Annotated in this window: 16 protein-coding genes; 13 read left to right on the top strand and 3 right to left on the bottom strand. The window is 45.8% G+C overall.

Going from position 1 to position 18,680, the window contains the following annotated elements:
- Window positions 1-18: 18 nt before the first annotated feature.
- The 3 genes from QF041_RS11510 to QF041_RS11500 form a co-directional block, all read right to left on the bottom strand.
- A complete protein-coding gene (locus QF041_RS11510; protein ID WP_076289901.1) occupies window positions 19-1,257 on the bottom strand; it encodes a cation:proton antiporter in 1,239 nt (412 codons plus the stop codon).
- Window positions 1,258-1,261: 4 nt separating this feature from the next.
- Complete coding sequence (locus QF041_RS11505; RefSeq protein ID WP_036610059.1) at window positions 1,262-1,756, bottom strand: cation:proton antiporter regulatory subunit; 495 nt, start codon at window positions 1,754-1,756, stop codon at window positions 1,262-1,264.
- Between the two features lie 294 nt (window positions 1,757-2,050).
- Window positions 2,051-2,455, bottom strand: coding sequence for a hypothetical protein (locus tag QF041_RS11500; RefSeq protein WP_307414190.1), 405 nt, complete (start codon window positions 2,453-2,455; stop codon window positions 2,051-2,053).
- A gap of 171 nt (window positions 2,456-2,626) precedes the next feature.
- On the opposite strand from QF041_RS11500, the gene QF041_RS11495 reads away from it, so the two are divergent.
- From QF041_RS11495 to glnA, 13 genes are all read left to right on the top strand, one after another.
- Window positions 2,627-3,580, top strand: coding sequence for a putative sporulation protein YtxC (locus QF041_RS11495; RefSeq protein WP_307414187.1), 954 nt, complete (start codon window positions 2,627-2,629; stop codon window positions 3,578-3,580).
- Between the two features lie 415 nt (window positions 3,581-3,995).
- A complete protein-coding gene (thrS, locus tag QF041_RS11490; protein ID WP_091014697.1) occupies window positions 3,996-5,933 on the top strand; it encodes a threonine--tRNA ligase in 1,938 nt (645 codons plus the stop codon).
- Between the two features lie 428 nt (window positions 5,934-6,361).
- Window positions 6,362-6,901 (top strand): 3D domain-containing protein, encoded by a 540-nt coding sequence (locus QF041_RS11485; protein ID WP_081595013.1) that lies wholly within the window; start codon window positions 6,362-6,364, stop codon window positions 6,899-6,901.
- A 111-nt stretch (window positions 6,902-7,012) separates the two neighbouring features.
- Entirely contained in the window at window positions 7,013-7,228 is a 216-nt protein-coding gene (locus tag QF041_RS11480) for a hypothetical protein (protein ID WP_307414181.1), read from the top strand.
- A 198-nt stretch (window positions 7,229-7,426) separates the two neighbouring features.
- Window positions 7,427-8,455: a cell wall-active antibiotics response protein LiaF gene (gene liaF, locus QF041_RS11475; RefSeq protein WP_307414180.1), complete on the top strand. Its 1,029-nt coding sequence runs from the start codon at window positions 7,427-7,429 to the stop codon at window positions 8,453-8,455.
- A 3-nt stretch (window positions 8,456-8,458) separates the two neighbouring features.
- Window positions 8,459-9,484: a HAMP domain-containing sensor histidine kinase gene (locus QF041_RS11470; RefSeq protein WP_091032721.1), complete on the top strand. Its 1,026-nt coding sequence runs from the start codon at window positions 8,459-8,461 to the stop codon at window positions 9,482-9,484.
- An 18-nt stretch (window positions 9,485-9,502) separates the two neighbouring features.
- Window positions 9,503-10,165: a response regulator gene (locus QF041_RS11465; RefSeq protein WP_017689597.1), complete on the top strand. Its 663-nt coding sequence runs from the start codon at window positions 9,503-9,505 to the stop codon at window positions 10,163-10,165.
- 148 nt (window positions 10,166-10,313) lie between these two features.
- Window positions 10,314-11,978: a S1C family serine protease gene (locus QF041_RS11460; RefSeq protein WP_307414178.1), complete on the top strand. Its 1,665-nt coding sequence runs from the start codon at window positions 10,314-10,316 to the stop codon at window positions 11,976-11,978.
- Between the two features lie 173 nt (window positions 11,979-12,151).
- Complete coding sequence (locus QF041_RS11455; RefSeq protein ID WP_091014684.1) at window positions 12,152-12,841, top strand: response regulator transcription factor; 690 nt, start codon at window positions 12,152-12,154, stop codon at window positions 12,839-12,841.
- Window position 12,842: 1 nt separating this feature from the next.
- Entirely contained in the window at window positions 12,843-14,303 is a 1,461-nt protein-coding gene (locus tag QF041_RS11450; protein WP_036610045.1) for a sensor histidine kinase, read from the top strand.
- Between the two features lie 67 nt (window positions 14,304-14,370).
- Window positions 14,371-15,324 carry a 4-hydroxy-3-methylbut-2-enyl diphosphate reductase gene (locus tag QF041_RS11445; protein ID WP_307414175.1) on the top strand — a complete coding sequence of 318 codons (954 nt, stop codon included), beginning with the start codon at window positions 14,371-14,373 and terminating at the stop codon, window positions 15,322-15,324.
- Window positions 15,325-15,613: 289 nt separating this feature from the next.
- Window positions 15,614-16,678: a 3-deoxy-7-phosphoheptulonate synthase gene (gene aroF / locus QF041_RS11440; RefSeq protein ID WP_036610039.1), complete on the top strand. Its 1,065-nt coding sequence runs from the start codon at window positions 15,614-15,616 to the stop codon at window positions 16,676-16,678.
- A 413-nt stretch (window positions 16,679-17,091) separates the two neighbouring features.
- Window positions 17,092-18,516, top strand: coding sequence for a type I glutamate--ammonia ligase (gene glnA, locus QF041_RS11435; RefSeq protein ID WP_074094318.1), 1,425 nt, complete (start codon window positions 17,092-17,094; stop codon window positions 18,514-18,516).
- Window positions 18,517-18,680: the final 164 nt, after the last annotated feature.

Below are 18,680 nucleotides of genomic sequence, written 5' to 3'. Positions count from 1 at the left end.
CTGTACAGACATAGGGAATTATCCTTCTTTCTGCAAAACCTTTGGTTCTTCTTTCTTTTTCCGAGGATCTTTGAACTTGAATATTTTATCCAATAAACGGAATACATGTTTGGACTCTTTGGTTAATAAAGGACCCAGAATGGCCAGAATCAGGACATACAGCGCGGCAAACGGTTGAATCATTGGCAACAGTCCCCCGGCTTTACCCATGTTGGCCAAGATGATGGAAAACTCACCCCGTGACACAATGGTTAATCCAATATTGGCCGATGCTTTGGGTGATAGTCCTGCACTGCGTCCGGCCATCATACCCGCCAGGAAGTTACCGAACAATGTAATAACAACTGCAATCAGAGCTAACCATACGGCTTCGCCACCCAAGGACAACGGATCAATGGACAATCCAAAGCTGAAGAAGAAGATTGCTCCGAAGAAGTCACGGAACGGTAGAATCAAGTGCTCAATCCGTTTTGCATGTTCTGTTTCAGCAAGCACCAGACCAACCAGTAATGCACCGATTGCTTCGGCAACATGAATAGTTTCAGAGAAACCAGCTACGAGGAACAAGGCTCCAAATACAACGAGAGAGAATAGCTCATTCGATCGAATTTTAAGCAATTTGTTTAGTAGCGGTGTTGCTTTGCGTCCAAGGATAATCACGATAAGCATGAATCCGAGGGCAATAAGTGCGGACATGATGACGCCTCCGATGGAGGATGAATCACTAAGCACAAGTCCGGACAAGATCGAGATATATACAGCGAGGAATACATCTTCGAACATAATAATACCCAATATCATCTCTGTTTCCGGGTTGGCCGTTCGTTTCAAATCCACGAGTACCTTGGCCACAATGGCACTGGAAGAGATGGTAGTTATACCTGCGATAATAAGTGCTTCTGCAACGGGGAAACCGGACATAAAACCAAATATTAATCCCAGTGTAAAGTTAATGCCGATGTAGATCGAGCCGCCAACTGCAATAGAGCGACCCGATTTAATTAAACGACCTACCGAGAATTCAAGTCCAAGGTAGAAGAGAAGGAACAGGATACCGATCCGACCCATAAATTCAATAAAAGGCTGACTCTCAATAAAGCGGAAGTCCAGATGCCAGATTTTCATAGCATGTGGCCCAACGGCCATCCCGATCAGAATATAAAACGGAACGACCGAAAATCTTAGTTTTGCCGATAAAAGGCCGGCTGCCGCAATGAGCACAAGGGCCAGACCTACTTCGAATATCAAATGATCCATCTATTTACCCCCTTCCAGTCAGGAGGAGGGATTTAAACAGTTTCTGCTGATTGCGTTCGCCAACGGCTACCACCGTGGATTCTGCACTGATAACTACCTCCGGACCTGGGCTGATATGTTTTTTGTGATTTTTCTCTACAACGGCGATAACCGTTGCCCCAGAGTTTTGACGTACGTCCAATTCACCGATGGATTTGCCGATACTCCCAAAGGATGGTTCGATTTTGTACCACTCGATAATCAGGTCGTCAAACGTTACTTCAATATTTTCAAGCTGCTTTGGTTTGTAAGTTAATCCGCCAACAATAGCAGCAATCTGTCGTGCTTCGTAATCGTCAAGTGTGATCATCGAGATGCTTTGATCGGGATCATCATACTCGAAGTGGTACATTTCCCGGCGACCGTCATCGTGAATAATAATGACAATTTTATCACCGCTGCTTGTTTCAATCTGAAATTTTTTGCCGATTCCCGGCAAGTCTGTTTCGCGTACATCCATGGATTGTTGCCTCCTTATAATTAGGGGCTGGCCACAGAAGACAGGCTTATTTCCCGAAAATGATTAATCTGCTGCTCAAAGGAACATCAAAAGATGCGGGTAAACAGAGCCAGAAATTCCTGACACAGCCATATGATTTGAATTTGTCGGTGTAGGTACAACAAAAATAGGTACTGTCATAAACATGGGTTTATCTAACGTGTGCTAAAAGGGTTATAAGTTATGCACAAGCACACCGTCTTTAAATACAGAGGCGTCTCTATGCAAAAGCAACCTGTAAATACGTCGTAACGGCTAGTGAAGAGCGTTCACGTATTTTGGTGCTATAGGGGTGAGGGATACATACATGCTGGTAAACTTAATAGGTAGCAGAAATAATCTGCGTTTAAACAGACAATACCACGGTTTAAAGGACAGACCCGTTGTAGGGATTCGCAGCATCAATAACAATGCGAGGACAAGAAAGACAGGCTTATTATGCGTAACCGCAATCAGCTTGGACATAACTTGTGGGTATTTGCGAATGACCGGTTTCTGCTGGGATTCGGGTATTTGCAACAGCACTTCCTTGTTGGAAGTTGCTTCTACAGACACCCCAACGGCAGATTCGGTCTGCATCGGAATAGGGAAGCACAAGGCTTGGAAAACGCACAAAATGATAATAATAGTGTAGTGGAGTATTCTAAGTTGTTGTCTCATTTTGGCTTCCCTCCTTTTCCGTGAAACATACTGTTATTAAAATAATAACACATTTTTGTCTTAACTCCAAACCTCTTCATAATATACTGAGAAATCATGACACGCTTTCCATCAATCCGCTTCGTATATCCCCATCGGCCTTGCCATATACTTTGAACAGGAAGGAAAGGAGTGATTCTTGTGGAACTGTTTGCTGTATGGACCGATGTATCAGGGCAAGAGGAAGCGGATCAATTTTATCGTTGTGTCAAGGAAAAAACCAAAGGTTTACATATAAGTAAAAGAGGATTCCGGCTCACCTTCAAACATAATGATGGAAGAGCAACCTGGGTGTGCAGAGGGAATGAGAATCACGAAGACTTCCAGCAATGGCTTCCCCGGATTAGTGATCTGCTCTCCCTTGGACTCGCCGACTTCATTATGGAGACACAAGAAAGGAGCATGGTGGAGGCTATGATCGCCAAGGCGTGTTCTGTCATGGATGAGCATGAGGTGGAAAAGGTCAATCGAATCTGCATGCCACTTCTATTAAATGGTGATCTGGATCAGCCCGGACTTCGGGAGCGCCGCCGTACTACGTTAGCCAGTGGACTACGGCAGGATCTGGAAGATGTTCACTTTTTTCACCTTGAAGGTATTATCAATTTCCGTATACGGCCATATAAGCAGGAACTTCAGGAATTAGTGGAGTATGCGCTGGATGAATTTTGGATGGATCGGCAGTATGAAGAGTTTATGGGGCTGTTAAAATATTTTGTGTTTTTTCAAGAAGCCAAAGTTCCTCTGGTTCATCTTGTACACAAGGGAATGCATGAATTTCAGGTCCTGGATGCTGGACTTAATCTGTTACCCGTGCAAAAGGATGAACAGGTTGTTGTAGAAATGCCGGGTCTGGAACTGGAGATGGATATTGAAGATATGATTGTAAGTACACTCATCTCGATCTCTCCTGAGAAGGTCATGCTTCATACACGCACCCCGGATCTGCCAATCATCTCAACCATATGCCAGATCTTTGAAGACAAAGTGCAAATATGTCATCATTGCCCGGAATGCGAAGTGCTGCGCTCAGGATTGTTGACAGGTCTTGACGCAAGTGATCTCGGCAATTATAATAACTGTTGATCCATGAATTTTTCATGAGAACCATTGAACCAAAAGCGTTGACAAAGACAACAACCACACGCAAGATCGGTGCAGAGAGAGGAACCTAGGCTGAAATTTCCTCCGGATATCACGTATGGTTTACCCCTTTGTAGCTGCAATTTTGAAAGTGGAGTTAGAATATCGCCTTTATTGGGGATTATCCGCGAGTAAGGATCTGCCGGGTCATGCCCGTTACCGTCATGCCAATGAGGGCTGTATTTCCGAATATGGATGAATCAGCTGAATTAGGGTGGAACCACGAGTATATATCACTCGTCCCTTTGCCGGGACGGGTGTTTTTTGCGTTCCTTTGCAAAATGACTGGAATAGCAATAGATAATCAGTCCATAAATATCTGGACATGAAGGTTACATTAACAGGAGGAATGAGACAAATGGCAGTGAACATTAAATTACCGGATGGTTCGGTGCGTGAGTACGCGGATGGCAGCACCATTGAGGACGTAGCCGCTTCGATTAGCAGCGGATTGCGCAAAAATGCCGTAGCCGGCAAGCTGGATGGTATCGTGGTGGACTTGTCCACAACACTTCATGAGGGAGCATTGGTGGAGATCGTAACTCTGGATTCACCAGAAGGACTTGAAGTGATGCGTCATAGTACAGCTCACTTGATGGCTCAAGCAGTGAAACGTTTATATGGTAACAAAGAGGTACGCCTCGGTATCGGCCCTGTCATTGAAGATGGTTTCTACTATGATATGGACCTCGAACATGCGCTCAATCCTGAAGATCTGCAAAAGATCGAGAAGGAAATGGAACGTATTGTGAACGAGAACTTGCCAATTGTACGTAAGGAAGTTAGCCGTGAGGATGCAATCAAAACGTTTGAAGAAGTGGGCGATCCTTACAAACTTGAGTTGATTCGTGATTTGCCAGCGGACAGCGTGATCACGATTTATGAGCAAGGTGAATTCTTCGACTTGTGTCGTGGCCCTCACGTACCGTCAACTAGCAAAATCAAAGTGTTCAAACTGATGAATGTCGCGGGTGCTTACTGGCGTGGAGATAGCAAAAACAAAATGCTTCAACGTATCTATGGTACAGCTTTTGTGAAAAAAGCTCAGCTGGACGAGCATCTGCACTTCCTCGAAGAAGCTCGCAAACGGGATCACCGCAAGTTGGGTAAAGAGTTGGAAATGTTCACATTCTCCCAACTGGTTGGTCAAGGCCTCCCAATCTGGTTGCCTAACGGTGCGAAGCTGCGCCGTACTCTGGAGCGTTATATTGTGGATCTGGAAGAAAGCCTGGGATACCAGCATGTATACACACCGGTTCTGGGTAACGTGGAATTGTACAAAACATCTGGACACTGGGAGCACTACCAGGAAGATATGTTCCCGAAAATGGTTATGGATAACGAGGAACTCGTTCTCCGTCCAATGAACTGTCCTCACCATATGATGGTGTACAAGTCCAGCATGCACAGCTACCGTGATCTGCCAATCCGGATTGCCGAGCTTGGTATGATGCACCGTTATGAAATGTCGGGGGCATTAACAGGTCTGCATCGTGTACGTGCAATGACACTGAACGACTCACACATTTTTGCGCGGCCGGATCAGATCAAAGAAGAGTTCGCTCGTGTTATCGAGTTGATTCAAACAGTGTACAAGGATTTCGGTATTAACGAATACCGTTTCCGTCTGTCCTATCGCGATCCGAAGGATACCGAGAAATACTTCCAGAACGACGAGATGTGGGAGATGTCGCAACGCATGCTGCGTGAAGTTGTGGAAGAACTTGACCTTCCTTTCTATGAAGCTGAAGGTGAAGCGGCGTTCTACGGTCCGAAACTGGATGTGCAGATCAAAACAGCCTTGGGCAAAGAAGAGACATTGTCTACGGTTCAACTGGACTTCCTGTTGCCTGAGCGCTTTGAACTTGAATATGTGGGAGATGACGGACAGAAACATCGTCCGGTCGTTATTCACCGCGGTGTAATTAGTACAATGGAACGTTTCACAGCATTTTTGCTGGAGAACTTTGCAGGAGCTTTCCCGCTGTGGTTGTCTCCGGTTCAGGCAAAAGTGATCCCGGTATCGGGAAACTTCGACGATTATGCGCGTGAAGTGGAAGCGAAGCTGAAACGTGCGGGAATCTCTGCTGAAGCCGATCTGCGGAATGAGAAGCTTGGATATAAAATCCGTGAGGCGCAGCTTGAGAAAATGCCTTATATGTTTGTTGTTGGTGAGAATGAGCGTAATGCAGAAGCAGTATCTGTGCGTAAGCGTGGAGAAGGCGATCTGGGCATGAAACCGGTCGATGAAATTATCGCTCAATTGAAAGAAGAAATTGCAACACGTTTGGTATAAATGAACATATGAACTATCAGATAACCAGTGCATAAGTTGCGCTGATCACTCTGCATAACGCCTGGATAACATGGGATTGACCTATGTTATTCAGGCGTTTTTTCGTAGTGTTTGCAGTAAAAAGTATAGATTAATTGCTTTTTGGAAAACCTTTGCAGTGAGGGGGAGGTTATACAATGAAAAAGCAATTCTCAATTCAAAAGAAACATATACGGGGTTTATTGGTTGGCTGTGTGATGTTCGCCGGGATGATGATTAACCTGAATCAGGCGGATGCCTATACATTTGAAGAGGAAAGAACAGTACTGCATGTCGAGAGTCAGAGCAGCAGCAGTGAAGGTCCGATTATTGAAACTTCGAGCAAGTCTAGTCAAGAATTTCCGGAACAGGTCAGCCATCAATACAGCGATGAAGCCCAGCTGACGACCATGGTGTATATGGCTTTATTGTGGTCACCACAACCAATGGTCATTCCAAGACCTGAGCTTCCAGAAAAACAAGTGGCAGATCCGTCTATGCCGGTGCTTGCTCCGCGTTCAGAACAAATCCTGGGTACACAAAAGGTTACAGCAACGGGATATACGGCAGGTGTGGAGTCTACAGGAAAAGGACCCAAACATCCTCAATACGGAATTACGTATTCTGGTGTCAAAGTACGTCGTGATAAAGAAACAGTTTCCACGATTGCAGCTGATCCGAAGTTGTTCCCAATGGGTTCCATTCTGTATATTCCGGGCTATGGATACGGAATTGTTGCAGATACCGGTTCAGCGATCAAAGGTAATAAGATTGATCTGTATTTCCCGACAACCAAGCAAGTGTACAAAGAGTGGGGCAAAAAGGATGTGGAGGTACAGGTGATCAGGCAAGGCGCTGGAAAGTGTACAGAAAAGATGCTCAGCGAGTTGGCCGATGCGATTGATGTGTACAAATCTGTACCGGATTCCTGGCTGGACAAGGCCATTTAATTTCACATGTGAACATGAATAACAGAAGTGCTCTCTCCACATAATATTGACTGGGGACGAACCCCGCGGTGCAGCAATGCATCGTAAATATGAAGAGAGAGGTGATTCGTTGTGGCTAAGAAATCACAAGGGTACCAAACGCCAAACGAGAAGTACAATGCAGAGTTTGGAGAAGAGAATGCAGCAGCAAAAGTGAAGCAATCCGCTCAAAACAAAGTACAAGATAATTTCCAAACACCTGATGAAAAATACAATGCCGAGTTCGGTGTAGAAAACACAGGCCAGACTGGCCAAGGTCAAGGCAAAACATCAAAATACAAAAAATAATTGAAGATTCATTAATCTAATGATGATTCAGCACCCTGGAGCAGTAGCTCCGGGGTGTTTTACATATGCGAAGTTTTTTACATTAATATCCTCCCATCTCAGTCTCGAGACCGAGATGAATTCCATCTGCCGCCGCTGTTCTCATTGTCTTGTCTGAGTTACACTGGATACATAATACAGACAAAGGAGACATGACCGATGAAACGATCGACGCGTGACCGCTGGTGGGTTGGCATACCTCTTATTGCTATTGGTGCGATGATCTTGTTCAGACAATTGGGATATGACATTGATGTAGGATATATTTTCAGAACATATTGGCCGTTATTTCTAATCTGGTGGGGGGTCAAAGGAATCTCCGAGATTCGTCGCAACGGGGGCTACGCCTTTATTGGACCGGTAATTGTACTGGCTATTGGTGGTTACTTTCTTGCCCGTAACCTGGGATGGATTGATTACTCCATGGGGGAGTTCATTCGTTATCTGATCCCGGTTATGCTGATTGGCGGAGGATTATTTGTACTGATTGGGCCACGACGTCGTGATCGGAGACATCATGACAAGATGCAGCCACCTCCAGCACCTGAGCAACCTTATAAACCGTTGGCTCCGGAGGATCTGGAGATGCCTTCGTCGTTTGACGAACAGTTCGAGAAAACATTTGGCAAACCAAAACAGGAACAGAAGAACGATGCACATGGCCCTCATTTCACAGGATCAACGGATTCATCATCACAAGGGCAACAGTATAAGAAGAAACATCAATCGTATAACTCTAACGATACCGGATATGGAGAACATTATGGTGATGGCTACGGAAATGGTTATGGGGATTATGGCAGTGGCAATACCATTAACAAATCGGCGTTCATCGGTGATCTGTACATGGGGCAGGAAGTGTTCTCGTTGAAACCAATGAACATCTCGGCTTTTATCGGAGATACTGTAATTGATTTGACCAAGGCACAGATTCCTTATGGGGAGACAAAGATTGTCATTTCTTCATTTATTGGGGATGTGAAAGTATTTGTTCCAGAAGATATGGATCTGGGTGTGACGGTGACGACAAATTCCTTCATTGGAGATATGTCACTGTTGAACCAGAAACGCGGCGGATTCCTGAGTAGTGCCCAGGCTGAAACTGCCCATTACCATGAAGCAAGCAAAAAAGTACGGATTATTGTAAGTGTGTTTATCGGAGACGTCAAAGTGAATAAGGTGGGTTAACGCATGATTCGAACAATTCTCAAGGCCAATAAATGGGAACTGATGATGTATTTTGCGCTAACTGGTCTGATTACGCTGGGCGGATTCTATCTATTGTATGGAGAGGTGTTGATGGGGGCTGGTCGTCAGCGGGCATGGACCTATGTTGCCGTTGTTGTGCTGGCCACCGTTATCACCGGATATATCGCTGCATTACGACTCCAACGCAAGATCGACCTGCTTGATCTCAACATGTTGAAAGTGTCCAAGGGTAATCTGGCGGTGCGCATGCCTGAAGCGGATGACGCTTCGTTTGGTCGTGTCTATCAGGAGTTCAATGTCATGATGGATTCGATTGAGAAAAAGATGAGACTGCTTCAGCGCCTCGGTGAGCAGGAAGTCATTGAGAAGGAGCAAGCCTCGGAGCGGGCTGTGCTTGAAGAGCGCAAACGAATGGCAAGGGACCTCCATGACACGGTTAGCCAGCAGTTGTTTGCCATGCATATGTCGGCTTCGTCCTTACCTCGTCTGCTGGAGATGAATCCGGAACATGGCGGTAAAGTACTGGACCAGTTAATCCAGATGTCACATATTGCACAGCGTCAGATGCGAGGACTGATTGCTCAACTTCGACCGGTAGAACTGGAAGGGCGTGACCTTACCGCAGCACTGGATAGTTGGTTTCCTGATTATTGCAGGCAGAATGGTCTTAAAGGTGTGAAAGAGCTGGAACTGGATGGCGGAATCTCGGATGCCATTGAGCACCAGCTGTTTCTTGTTATTCAGGAGGCAGTTGCCAATGTCGTGAAGCATGCAGAGGCGGGAGTGGTTAGTCTGTCCATACGGGAGAGTGAACATCAGATCAGCATGAGCATCAGCGATGATGGTCAGGGATTTTTGCAGCAAGCGGAGCGTCCGGGTTCATACGGGTTATCTACCATGCGTGAACGGGCGGAGAAGCTTGGGGGGCAAGTTCAGATTATATCGAAGCCGGGAGCGGGAACGACGGTACGGGTATTGATCCCGAAATTTCCGAATGTTTCTGAATGAACTAGAGGGGGAGACGGAATGAGTGGGAAAGTAAACGTAATGATTGTGGATGACCATGATATGGTACGAATGGGGTTGAAAACGTATCTGATGTTGGAACCTACTTTTCATGTGATGGGAGAAGCGGGCCATGGGCAAGATGCGCTTGATCAGTTGCGTAAGTTAAATGATAGTGAAATGCCGGATCTGATCCTGATGGATCTGATGATGCCGGTAATGAATGGCGCTGAAGCAACAAAAGCCATCATGACTGAATTTCCAGGGATGAAAATTGTGATGCTCACCAGTTTCCTGGAGGACGATCTGGTTGTGCAAGCGATTGAAGCGGGTGCGGTAAGTTATGTACTGAAGACAGTCTCTGCTGAAGAACTGATCTATGCTCTTCAAGGGGCCTATAGAGGCATGCCTGTTATGACAGGTGATGTGTCGCAGGCATTAACCCGGGGAATCAGACAACGTACAGCGAGAGAGAGTGAATCAGGTCTGACTGAACGGGAGAAGGAAGTGTTGCTGCTTATTGCAGAGGGAAAGACCAACAAAGACATTGGGGAAGAATTACATATCAGTATCAAAACCGTCAAAACACATGTGAGCAACCTGCTGATGAAATGTGAGATGGACGATCGTACACAATTGGCCATCTATGCGCATCGTCAGGGTTGGGTGAAAACGAAAGGGTAAAATGCTGTTATGACGGGGAAAAGAGTCTATTCATACGTGCTTTTATCTCCTTTTTAATTGTTTTTAAGGTACGGTTAAGGTTTAAAGTACAAAATAAGGACAGTTAAAGAATATCTCTTGGGAATAAGAGATTGGGAGGTAGAGAGGCATGGACGAACGCAACTATAGATCGAACCGTCAAGACGAGGAAAACGAAACCAAACAAACGGAGAACCGCAATTCTTCCGGAACGGACGAATCCTCCTATTATTATTCTTATGGACCTTTTCAGTCCGTGAATCAGGAAGATACAGCAAATCACATGGGAAGCAATAATCAGCGTGAAGAAGGAAATGTAGAGATTACAAAACCTGATCCGGTGAGACCCGTACCTACTTACTATAATAGTGAATCATCTGAACAAGCGAAAAGATCATCAGGGGGCGGTGGAAACGGCTCAGGTAACGGTGGAGATCAAGGGAATGGCGGCAAAGGCAACTGGAACTATAATAACCGCAAGCCACGTTCTTCCGTAAGATCACTTCTATTTTCCTTTATTGCCGGTATGCTGGTCATCACTGTTCTCATGTACACCGCTGATAGAACAAACATGTTCACACCGGAGACGGCACTTACGAACACGGACAATCAAAGTTCAGGACAGGAAGCGTCTACAAACACAGGCGGAGGCAACAATGTCACAGCGTCGTTACTGCCAACAGGCAAAGAAGATGTGTCTTCCGTAGTAACAAGTACAAGTCCGGCTGTCGTTAAAATCGAAACACTCGCAAAGCAGTCCTCACGTACAGGATTGGGTCAGGGTGGATCAAATACAAGTGATCCGTTGTACCAATACTTCTTTGGTAATGGGGGCGGAACGGAAGGCAATCAAGGCCAAAGCCAGCAACCACAAAGTAGTAATCAGCTTGTACCTATGGGCATTGGTTCCGGGTTCATTTTTGACAAAGAAGGATATATCCTGACGAACCAACACGTTGTTCAGGGTGCAGATGTAATCCAGGTGACCCTGGAGAACAACAGTAAACCTTATGAAGCTAAACTGCTGGGAAGCAGCTTTGATCTGGATTTGGCTGTATTGAAAATTGAGAAAAACAGTGGTGACGATGCGTTCCCTGTAGCTCCACTGGGTGATTCCAACAGTACTCAAGTCGGTGAATGGCTTGTAGCTATTGGTAACCCGGAAGGATTTGAACACACCGTTACAGCAGGTGTACTGAGTGCCAAAGAACGTACAATCAGCATTCCAGATGAAGAAACAGGAAAAACACGTGAGTACAGCCATTTGTTGCAAACCGATGCTTCGATTAATCCGGGTAACTCCGGTGGTCCGTTGCTTAACCTGAATGGGGAAGTTATCGGAATGAACGTTGCAGTAAGCGCAGATGCACAGGGAATTGGTTTTGCAATCCCGTCGAGCGTCATCTCTGAAGCCGTTAAATATCTCAAAGAGAACAAAGAAGTTCCCAAAGAGCCAGTACCATTTATCGGTGCATCTCTGATGGCTCTCACGCCTGAAGTTGCTAAACAAATGGGAACAAATGTTACCGAAGGTTCAGTTGTAGCCAGCACGATCTTCCAATCACCGGCTTACCAAGCAGATCTTCGTGCATATGATATCATCACAGGTGCTAACGGTACGCCTTATGCGACAAGTCAAGACCTGATTGATTTCATCAAGAAACAGAAGATCGGCAGTGAAGTTACATTAAACGTGGTGCGTGACGGTAAGAAAATGGATCTGAAAATCAAAATCGGCAATAAAAATGATTTTGATACTTCACAAACAACAGATACACAACAGCAGCAACCATAAATATCAGGTGAGGATTGACAGAACGGAAGGGTTTGAAGGCCCTTCCGTTTTTTTGCCCTGATGGAGCAATGTTACAATGGACCAGCAAGGATTGGAGACCGCCTACTTGAAGATGCAGATTGTGCTTCTGCCTGTTACAATGGGATAAAACGTTAGGATAAAGGAGAAAGACCATGCGCTCAACTATTTTGATTGTGGATGATGACGAAAAAATTGTATCCATGCTCCGCCGGGGGCTGGCTTTTGAAGGATATGAGGTACAGACGGCTTCCAATGGAGCCGAAGGCCTCAGCAAACTGATGGACAAGGAGCCGGACATCGTTGTGCTGGATGTGATGATGCCGCAGATTGACGGATTTGAGGTATGTCGCAGATTGAGAGAAGCAGGTAGCAAAGTGCCTGTGCTAATGCTGACGGCTAAGGATGAAGTACAGAGCCGGGTGACCGGACTGGACACAGGAGCCGATGACTACCTTGTAAAACCTTTTGCGCTGGAAGAATTATTGGCACGTGTCCGTGCATTGCTGCGCCGCAAGTCTGATAGTGGGGGTACGCCGGACAACCGCTTAATGTATGAAGATATCATTTTGGACAATGACTCACGTGAAGTATTGCGAGATGGGCAGCGTCTGGAACTGACTGCCAAAGAATTCGAACTGTTGAATCTGTTCATGCAAAATCCAAGACGGGTACTGTCCCGCGATCTGATTATGGATAAAATCTGGGGTTATGATTACAGCGGTGAGTCTAACGTGCTTGAAGTGTACATTGCCATGCTCAGACAGAAGACTGAAGAATACGGTGGCAAACGTCTAATCCAGACCATCCGGGGAGCCGGTTATATTCTGAGAGGTGACTCCTGACATGTCCATTCGGTTAAGACTAACCGCATGGTATTCTGGTATTCTGGCCGCCGTGCTTATTTTTTGGGGCGTTGTCATCTATGCCTTTGTTTATTTTAATTCCTATCAGGAAGTCGAACAGCAATTAAAGGTGAAAAGTGCCCGGATTACGGATCAAATTGGTGTAAATCCTCTTTCGCAGTCGTTGGATCTGGACCCATTTACAGAGAGCCAGCTTCAGGAGGCACAAATTTACATTCAACTCTGGGATTATCAGAGTCGCTCAGGCATAATTTCCGGCAATATGAAAAAACTGGAGATTCAGTTTCCGGTATTAAAAGCCAATGAAATTCTTGAAAAGCGAGGCATATCCAAGATCTATGTGGATGGTACACCGTTTCTGGTGAATCAGCTTCCCCTTTCTCTTCAGGGAACCAATGAAGTACGTGGGATTCTTCAGGTTGGTGCCAATGTAAGTTCACAGGAGCGCTTGCTGGAAGCGTTGCTTAATATTTTGGTTTTTGGCTGGCTGGTAGCGATGGCATTGGCTATTACCTCAGGTCTCGTCTTGGCTCGCAAGTCGATGCGTCCGCTCGTGACTGTCATTGATGCCGCCAATCAGATTCAATCTGGAGATGACTTAAGTGTACGTATTCAATATGCTGGGCCTAAGGATGAGATCGGGCGTCTGATTGAAACGGTGAATAATATGCTTGAACGTACAGAATTGTCATTCCGTGGTTTGGAGGAGACGAATGCTGCCCAGCGCCGCTTTGTATCCGATGCATCGCATGAACTGCGTACGCCGCTGACCACCATTCGCGGGAACGTAGACTTCCTGAAGAAGCTGTGGGATCAGGAAGGAAGCGACCGACCGAATCTGGATGAGGAGACTGTCAAACAAATGTCGCTGGAAGCCATTGAAGATATGGCGGACGAGGGAAAACGTATGAGCAGGCTGATCAGCGACATGTTATCGCTGGCGAGAGCGGATACGGGTCAGAAAATTGAACTGAATCCGATCCCGCTGCAGATACTCGTACAGGAAGTAGCACGCAGAGCACAATTTCTGGATCGTCAGGCAGACTGGCTTCCAGGAGATTTTTCCATCCTGAACGGCATTTATGTGAATGGTAGCAAGGACTATCTGCAACAGATGCTGTTTATTTTCATCGAAAATGCGTTTAAATACACACCTGAAGGCTCTGTGACGCTGGATGCCGTATTATACAAGGGCCAGGTGGGACTACGCATTAGCGACACCGGTATTGGGATGGATCGGGACGAAGTGCCGTTCATCTTTGATCGTTTCTATCGGGCAGATGAATCCCGTGGGGCTACACCGGGCATAGGTCTGGGACTTTCGATTGCGAAGTGGATTATTGAGGAACACCATGGATCGGTTGAGGTTGTGACCAGACGTGGAGAAGGAACCACCTTTATTATCTGGTTGCCGGTTGTCTTTGCTCCGCCTATCGAATAAAGGTATAATAGACAGGACTGCAATTACATCGGCAACGTTGCCGAGAAAGAAAGCGGGTGGCAACCAAGTGGAAGTACTACGAATTTCGCCGCGGGGATATTGTTACGGCGTTGTGGATGCGATGGTGCTCGCGCGTCAAGCGGCACGCAATCTGGATTTACCACGACCTATTTATATATTGGGTATGATTGTGCATAACCAACATGTGACGGATTCCTTTGAAGATGAAGGTATTATTACATTGGATGGTCCGAACCGGATGGATATTTTGAGCCAAGTGGAGAGTGGCACGATTATTTTTACAGCTCATGGTGTATCTCCTGAAGTGCGTAAGCTGGCACGGGACAAAGGATTGACAACAGTGGATGCAACATGCCCTGATGTCACCAAGACACATGATCTCATTCGCGAAAAGACAGCAGAAGGTTATCAGATTATCTATATTGGTAAAAGGAATCATCCTGAACCAGAAGGTGCTGTTGGCGTTGCGCCAGACCTCGTTCATCTGATCGAGAAGGAAGAAGAGATCGAAGAACTGAACGTACCTCCAGGCAAAATCCTTATTACGAATCAGACAACGATGAGCCAGTGGGATATCAAACACATTATGAGCCGTCTGCTAGAGAAGTTTCCGGGAGCTGAGATTCATAATGAAATTTGCCTCGCAACTCAGGTTCGTCAGGAAGCTGTTGCTGAACAGGCAGGTCAAGCGGACCTGGTTATCGTGGTGGGTGATCCTCGCAGCAATAACTCTAACCGTCTGGCACAAGTGTCGGAGGAGATTGCGGGTGTTACGGCCTACCGTGTATCCGATGTTTCCGAGATTCAGCAAGAATGGCTGAAAGGTGTAAATAAGGTGGCGGTTACTTCGGGTGCATCAACACCAACCCCGATTACGAAGGAAGTCATCCTTTACCTGGAGCAGTATGAACATGACAAGCCGGAGACGTGGGAGATCAAACGTACCGTGAACATGAGCAAACTGTTGCCTCCAGTTAGAGAAAAAACACGTACACCTTAGGCGCAGCTAATGTAAAAGTAAGTCTAAGTGTATGTGAATTAAAAACGAGATGTGAATGAGAAGAATCCTGTTACGCAGATCCGAATGTCGGAGCCTGTGGAGTAGGATTCTTTTTGTATATGGATAAGGAATGTGTACCTTGACGCAATAAGAGAACTATGGTATATTCACTTTAACGGATAAAAGCTTAAAAGCGAACAAGCGTTTAAGCGCGACAGAGTTTTTATATTTAATCAGACGCACGTTAAGAAATGATTGTGCTCTCATACAAGGAAGGATGGGAATTAATATGATCGTTATTGCAGGCAAGGCTACACCGGAGGAACAGATTCAGGATATCGTTGCAGTTATTGAAAAAGAAGGGCTTCAGGTGCATATCTCTCGCGGAGAGGATCGTACTATCATTGGTTTGATTGGTAAAGTTGAACCTAAAATGCAAGAGCATCTTCGCCAAATGAAAGGTGTCGAGAATGTCGTGAAAATCTCGAAGTCCTACAAATTGGCAAGCCGCGACTTCCATCCGGAAGATACGGTGATCTCCATCAAAGGTGTAGATATCGGCGGAAAAGAACTTGTTGTCATGGGCGGACCATGTGCGGTTGAATCCGCTGCACAGATTGATGAGATTGCCGGGCTTGTGAAAGCTGCTGGTGGGCAAGTGTTACGTGGGGGAGCATTTAAGCCTCGTACGGGTCCTTACAGCTTCCAGGGAACGGGCGTAGAGGGATTGATCATGATGGCGGAAGCAGGCAAGAAACATGATCTGCTGACCATTACAGAAGTCATGACACCTGAGTATGTAGATATTTGCGCCGAGTACGCCGATATTCTGCAAGTAGGTACACGTAACATGCAGAACTTTGACCTGCTCCGCAAATTGGGCGAGTGTGGCAAGCCGGTATTGTTGAAACGTGGCTTCAGTGCGACATACGATGAATTGTTGAACGCGGCTGAATACATTCTTGCGGGTGGTAACCCAAATGTTATGCTGTGTGAGCGTGGTATTCGTACGTTTGAATCCTACACACGGAATACGCTGGATCTGTCAGCGATTCCTGTTCTGCAGTCTCTGAGCCATTTGCCGGTTATTTCTGACCCGAGCCATGGTACTGGACGACGTGAACTGGTGGAACCGATGACAAAAGCTTCCGTTGCTGCGGGTGCCAATGGCCTGATCATTGAAATGCATACCGATCCGGATAACTCCATGACTGGAGATGGTGTGCAGTCCTTGTTCCCTGACCAATTCGCCAACCTGCTGCAGGATCTGGAGAAATTGGCACCAATCGTCGGTAAATCATTCAGCACAGCCAAACAACCAGCAGAATTTTTCCCGGCACGTGTAGGCGTGTAATAAGAATTTCATAGTCAAGGTCTGGATCATTATCCGGGCATCTCCTCTGATCTCGTTCATTGCAACGGAATTAGATAGATGCTCGGTTTTTTGCATATTTTGCAGTTTTGAACGTATTTATTAATCAATAGTGATAAGAAACATTTATGATGTGAAGTTTTTCCCATGATTTAGGATGAAAAAGGGGTCGCTTTACCGCATTAAACCAGTTAAATGTATATAAAACTAGTTGTTATATGAATTTAGGTTATTTATAAAGTGTGAGTATATCTAACATGCCTTCAAAAAATACCTTACATAAGTATTGACGATGTCATGTTTTAAAATTTATAATGACGACAGAAAAAAATTCGAATTTAGACATTTTCTTAGTGGGGTTGTTTAATGTTCGGAATATTTGGGAGGACGAATACATGTCGGTTGAAAACGTATTGAAATCAATTCAAGAGAACAACATCGAGTGGGTAGATTTTCGTTTTGTAGATTTAGCTGGTCGTGCACATCACATCTCGTTGCCAGCTTCGGCTGTTGATGCAGACACGTTCGTAAATGGAGTAGCTTTTGACGGTTCTTCTATCCAAGGTTTCCGCGGAATTGAAGAGTCCGATATGGTTATGATGCCAGACCCTGAAGCGACTTATGTCGATCCGTTCACTGCACACCCTACATTGAATGTTATGTGTGATATCTTCACTCCGGATGGCGAGCGTTATGAGCGTGACCCACGTAGTATCGCTGTTAAAGCAGAAGCTTATTTGCAAGAGAGCGGTGTAGGTACTGCGGCATTCTTCGCACCTGAATCCGAGTTCTTCATCTTCGACGATGTACGTTATGAGAGCGGCACGAACAGCTCTTCCTACTATGTAGATTCCGAAGAAGCTTCATGGAACACTAACCGCAAAGAAGAAGGCGGAAACTTGGGCTTCAAAGTTCGCACTAAAGGTGGATATGTTCCAGTAGCGCCAGTGGATACACAACAAGATATCCGTAGCGAAATGTGTCGCCTTTTGGAAGAAGCAGGCCTGTCGATCGAGCGTCATCACCATGAAGTGGCGACAGCGGGTCAAGCCGAAATCAACTTCCGTTTTGATACACTGAAGAAAACAGCAGATAACCTGCTTGCATACAAATACATCGTGCACAACACTGCACGTCAATATGGTAAAGTAGCAACATTCATGCCAAAACCATTGTTCGGTGATAATGGTAGCGGAATGCACGTTCACCAATCTATCTTTGATGGCGATTCCCCATTGTTCTATGACAAAGCGGGATATGCTAACCTGAGTGAAATGGCTCTGCACTACATCGGAGGTATCTTGTACCATGCTCCGGCACTGATCGCTTTGACTAACCCTAGTACAAACTCATTCAAACGTCTTGTACCTGGTTATGAAGCACCAGTAAACCTGGTTTACTCCAAAGGTAACCGTTCCGCAGCAGTTCGTATTCCGGTTGCAGCTGTGACACCAAAAGGTTGTCGTATCGAGTTCCGTACACCAGACTCCACAGCTAACCCATACTTGGCATTCTCCGCAATGTTGATGGCGGGTCTGGATGGAATCAAACGTAAAATCAACCCAACTGAGCTTGGATATGGTCCGCTCGATAAAAACATCTATGACCTGTCTGATGCAGATAAAGAAAACATCCGCAGTGTGCCAGCTTCCCTCGAAGAAGCACTTGATGCATTGGCAGCGGATAACGAGTTCTTGACTGAAGGCGGCGTATTCACAAAAGAATTCATTGAAAACTACATCAACCTCAAGCGTGATGAAGCGAAAGCAGTAGCAATCCGCATTCATCCGCACGAGTACAGCCTCTACTTCGACTGCTAATCGGTCGGGGTCGGAACAGTTCTTGTTCCAACTTAAAGCCTCCGGGACACGCTCTCGGAGGCTTTTCCTTGAATTAAACAATGTAGTGCTTTAACTTTGCAGGGTGATAAAGGAATTTGATGACCTGAATTCAACACTTCAGTGCATATTGCCCTTGAAGCAGA

Origin of the sequence: Paenibacillus sp. W2I17 (genome assembly GCF_030815985.1) — a bacterium.
GTDB lineage: Bacteria > Bacillota > Bacilli > Paenibacillales > Paenibacillaceae > Paenibacillus.
This window is presented reverse-complemented; position numbering and strand designations above follow the sequence as displayed.

Excerpts from the sequence above, each read along its gene's own strand:
- QF041_RS11465 (WP_017689597.1), top strand. The coding sequence starts at position 9,503 with ATGAGTGGGAAAGTAAACGTAATGATTGTGGATGACCATGATATGGTA.
- QF041_RS11470 (WP_091032721.1), top strand. The coding sequence starts at position 8,459 with ATGATTCGAACAATTCTCAAGGCCAATAAATGGGAACTGATGATGTAT.
- QF041_RS11455 (WP_091014684.1), top strand. The coding sequence starts at position 12,152 with ATGCGCTCAACTATTTTGATTGTGGATGATGACGAAAAAATTGTATCC.
- thrS (WP_091014697.1), top strand. The coding sequence starts at position 3,996 with ATGGCAGTGAACATTAAATTACCGGATGGTTCGGTGCGTGAGTACGCG.
- glnA (WP_074094318.1), top strand. The coding sequence starts at position 17,092 with ATGTCGGTTGAAAACGTATTGAAATCAATTCAAGAGAACAACATCGAG.
- liaF (WP_307414180.1), top strand. The coding sequence starts at position 7,427 with ATGAAACGATCGACGCGTGACCGCTGGTGGGTTGGCATACCTCTTATT.
- QF041_RS11500 (WP_307414190.1), bottom strand. The coding sequence starts at position 2,455 with ATGAGACAACAACTTAGAATACTCCACTACACTATTATTATCATTTTG.
- aroF (WP_036610039.1), top strand. The coding sequence starts at position 15,614 with ATGATCGTTATTGCAGGCAAGGCTACACCGGAGGAACAGATTCAGGAT.
- QF041_RS11510 (WP_076289901.1), bottom strand. The coding sequence starts at position 1,257 with ATGGATCATTTGATATTCGAAGTAGGTCTGGCCCTTGTGCTCATTGCG.
- QF041_RS11505 (WP_036610059.1), bottom strand. The coding sequence starts at position 1,756 with ATGGATGTACGCGAAACAGACTTGCCGGGAATCGGCAAAAAATTTCAG.
- QF041_RS11460 (WP_307414178.1), top strand. The coding sequence starts at position 10,314 with ATGGACGAACGCAACTATAGATCGAACCGTCAAGACGAGGAAAACGAA.
- QF041_RS11485 (WP_081595013.1), top strand. The coding sequence starts at position 6,362 with ATGGTGTATATGGCTTTATTGTGGTCACCACAACCAATGGTCATTCCA.
- QF041_RS11450 (WP_036610045.1), top strand. The coding sequence starts at position 12,843 with ATGTCCATTCGGTTAAGACTAACCGCATGGTATTCTGGTATTCTGGCC.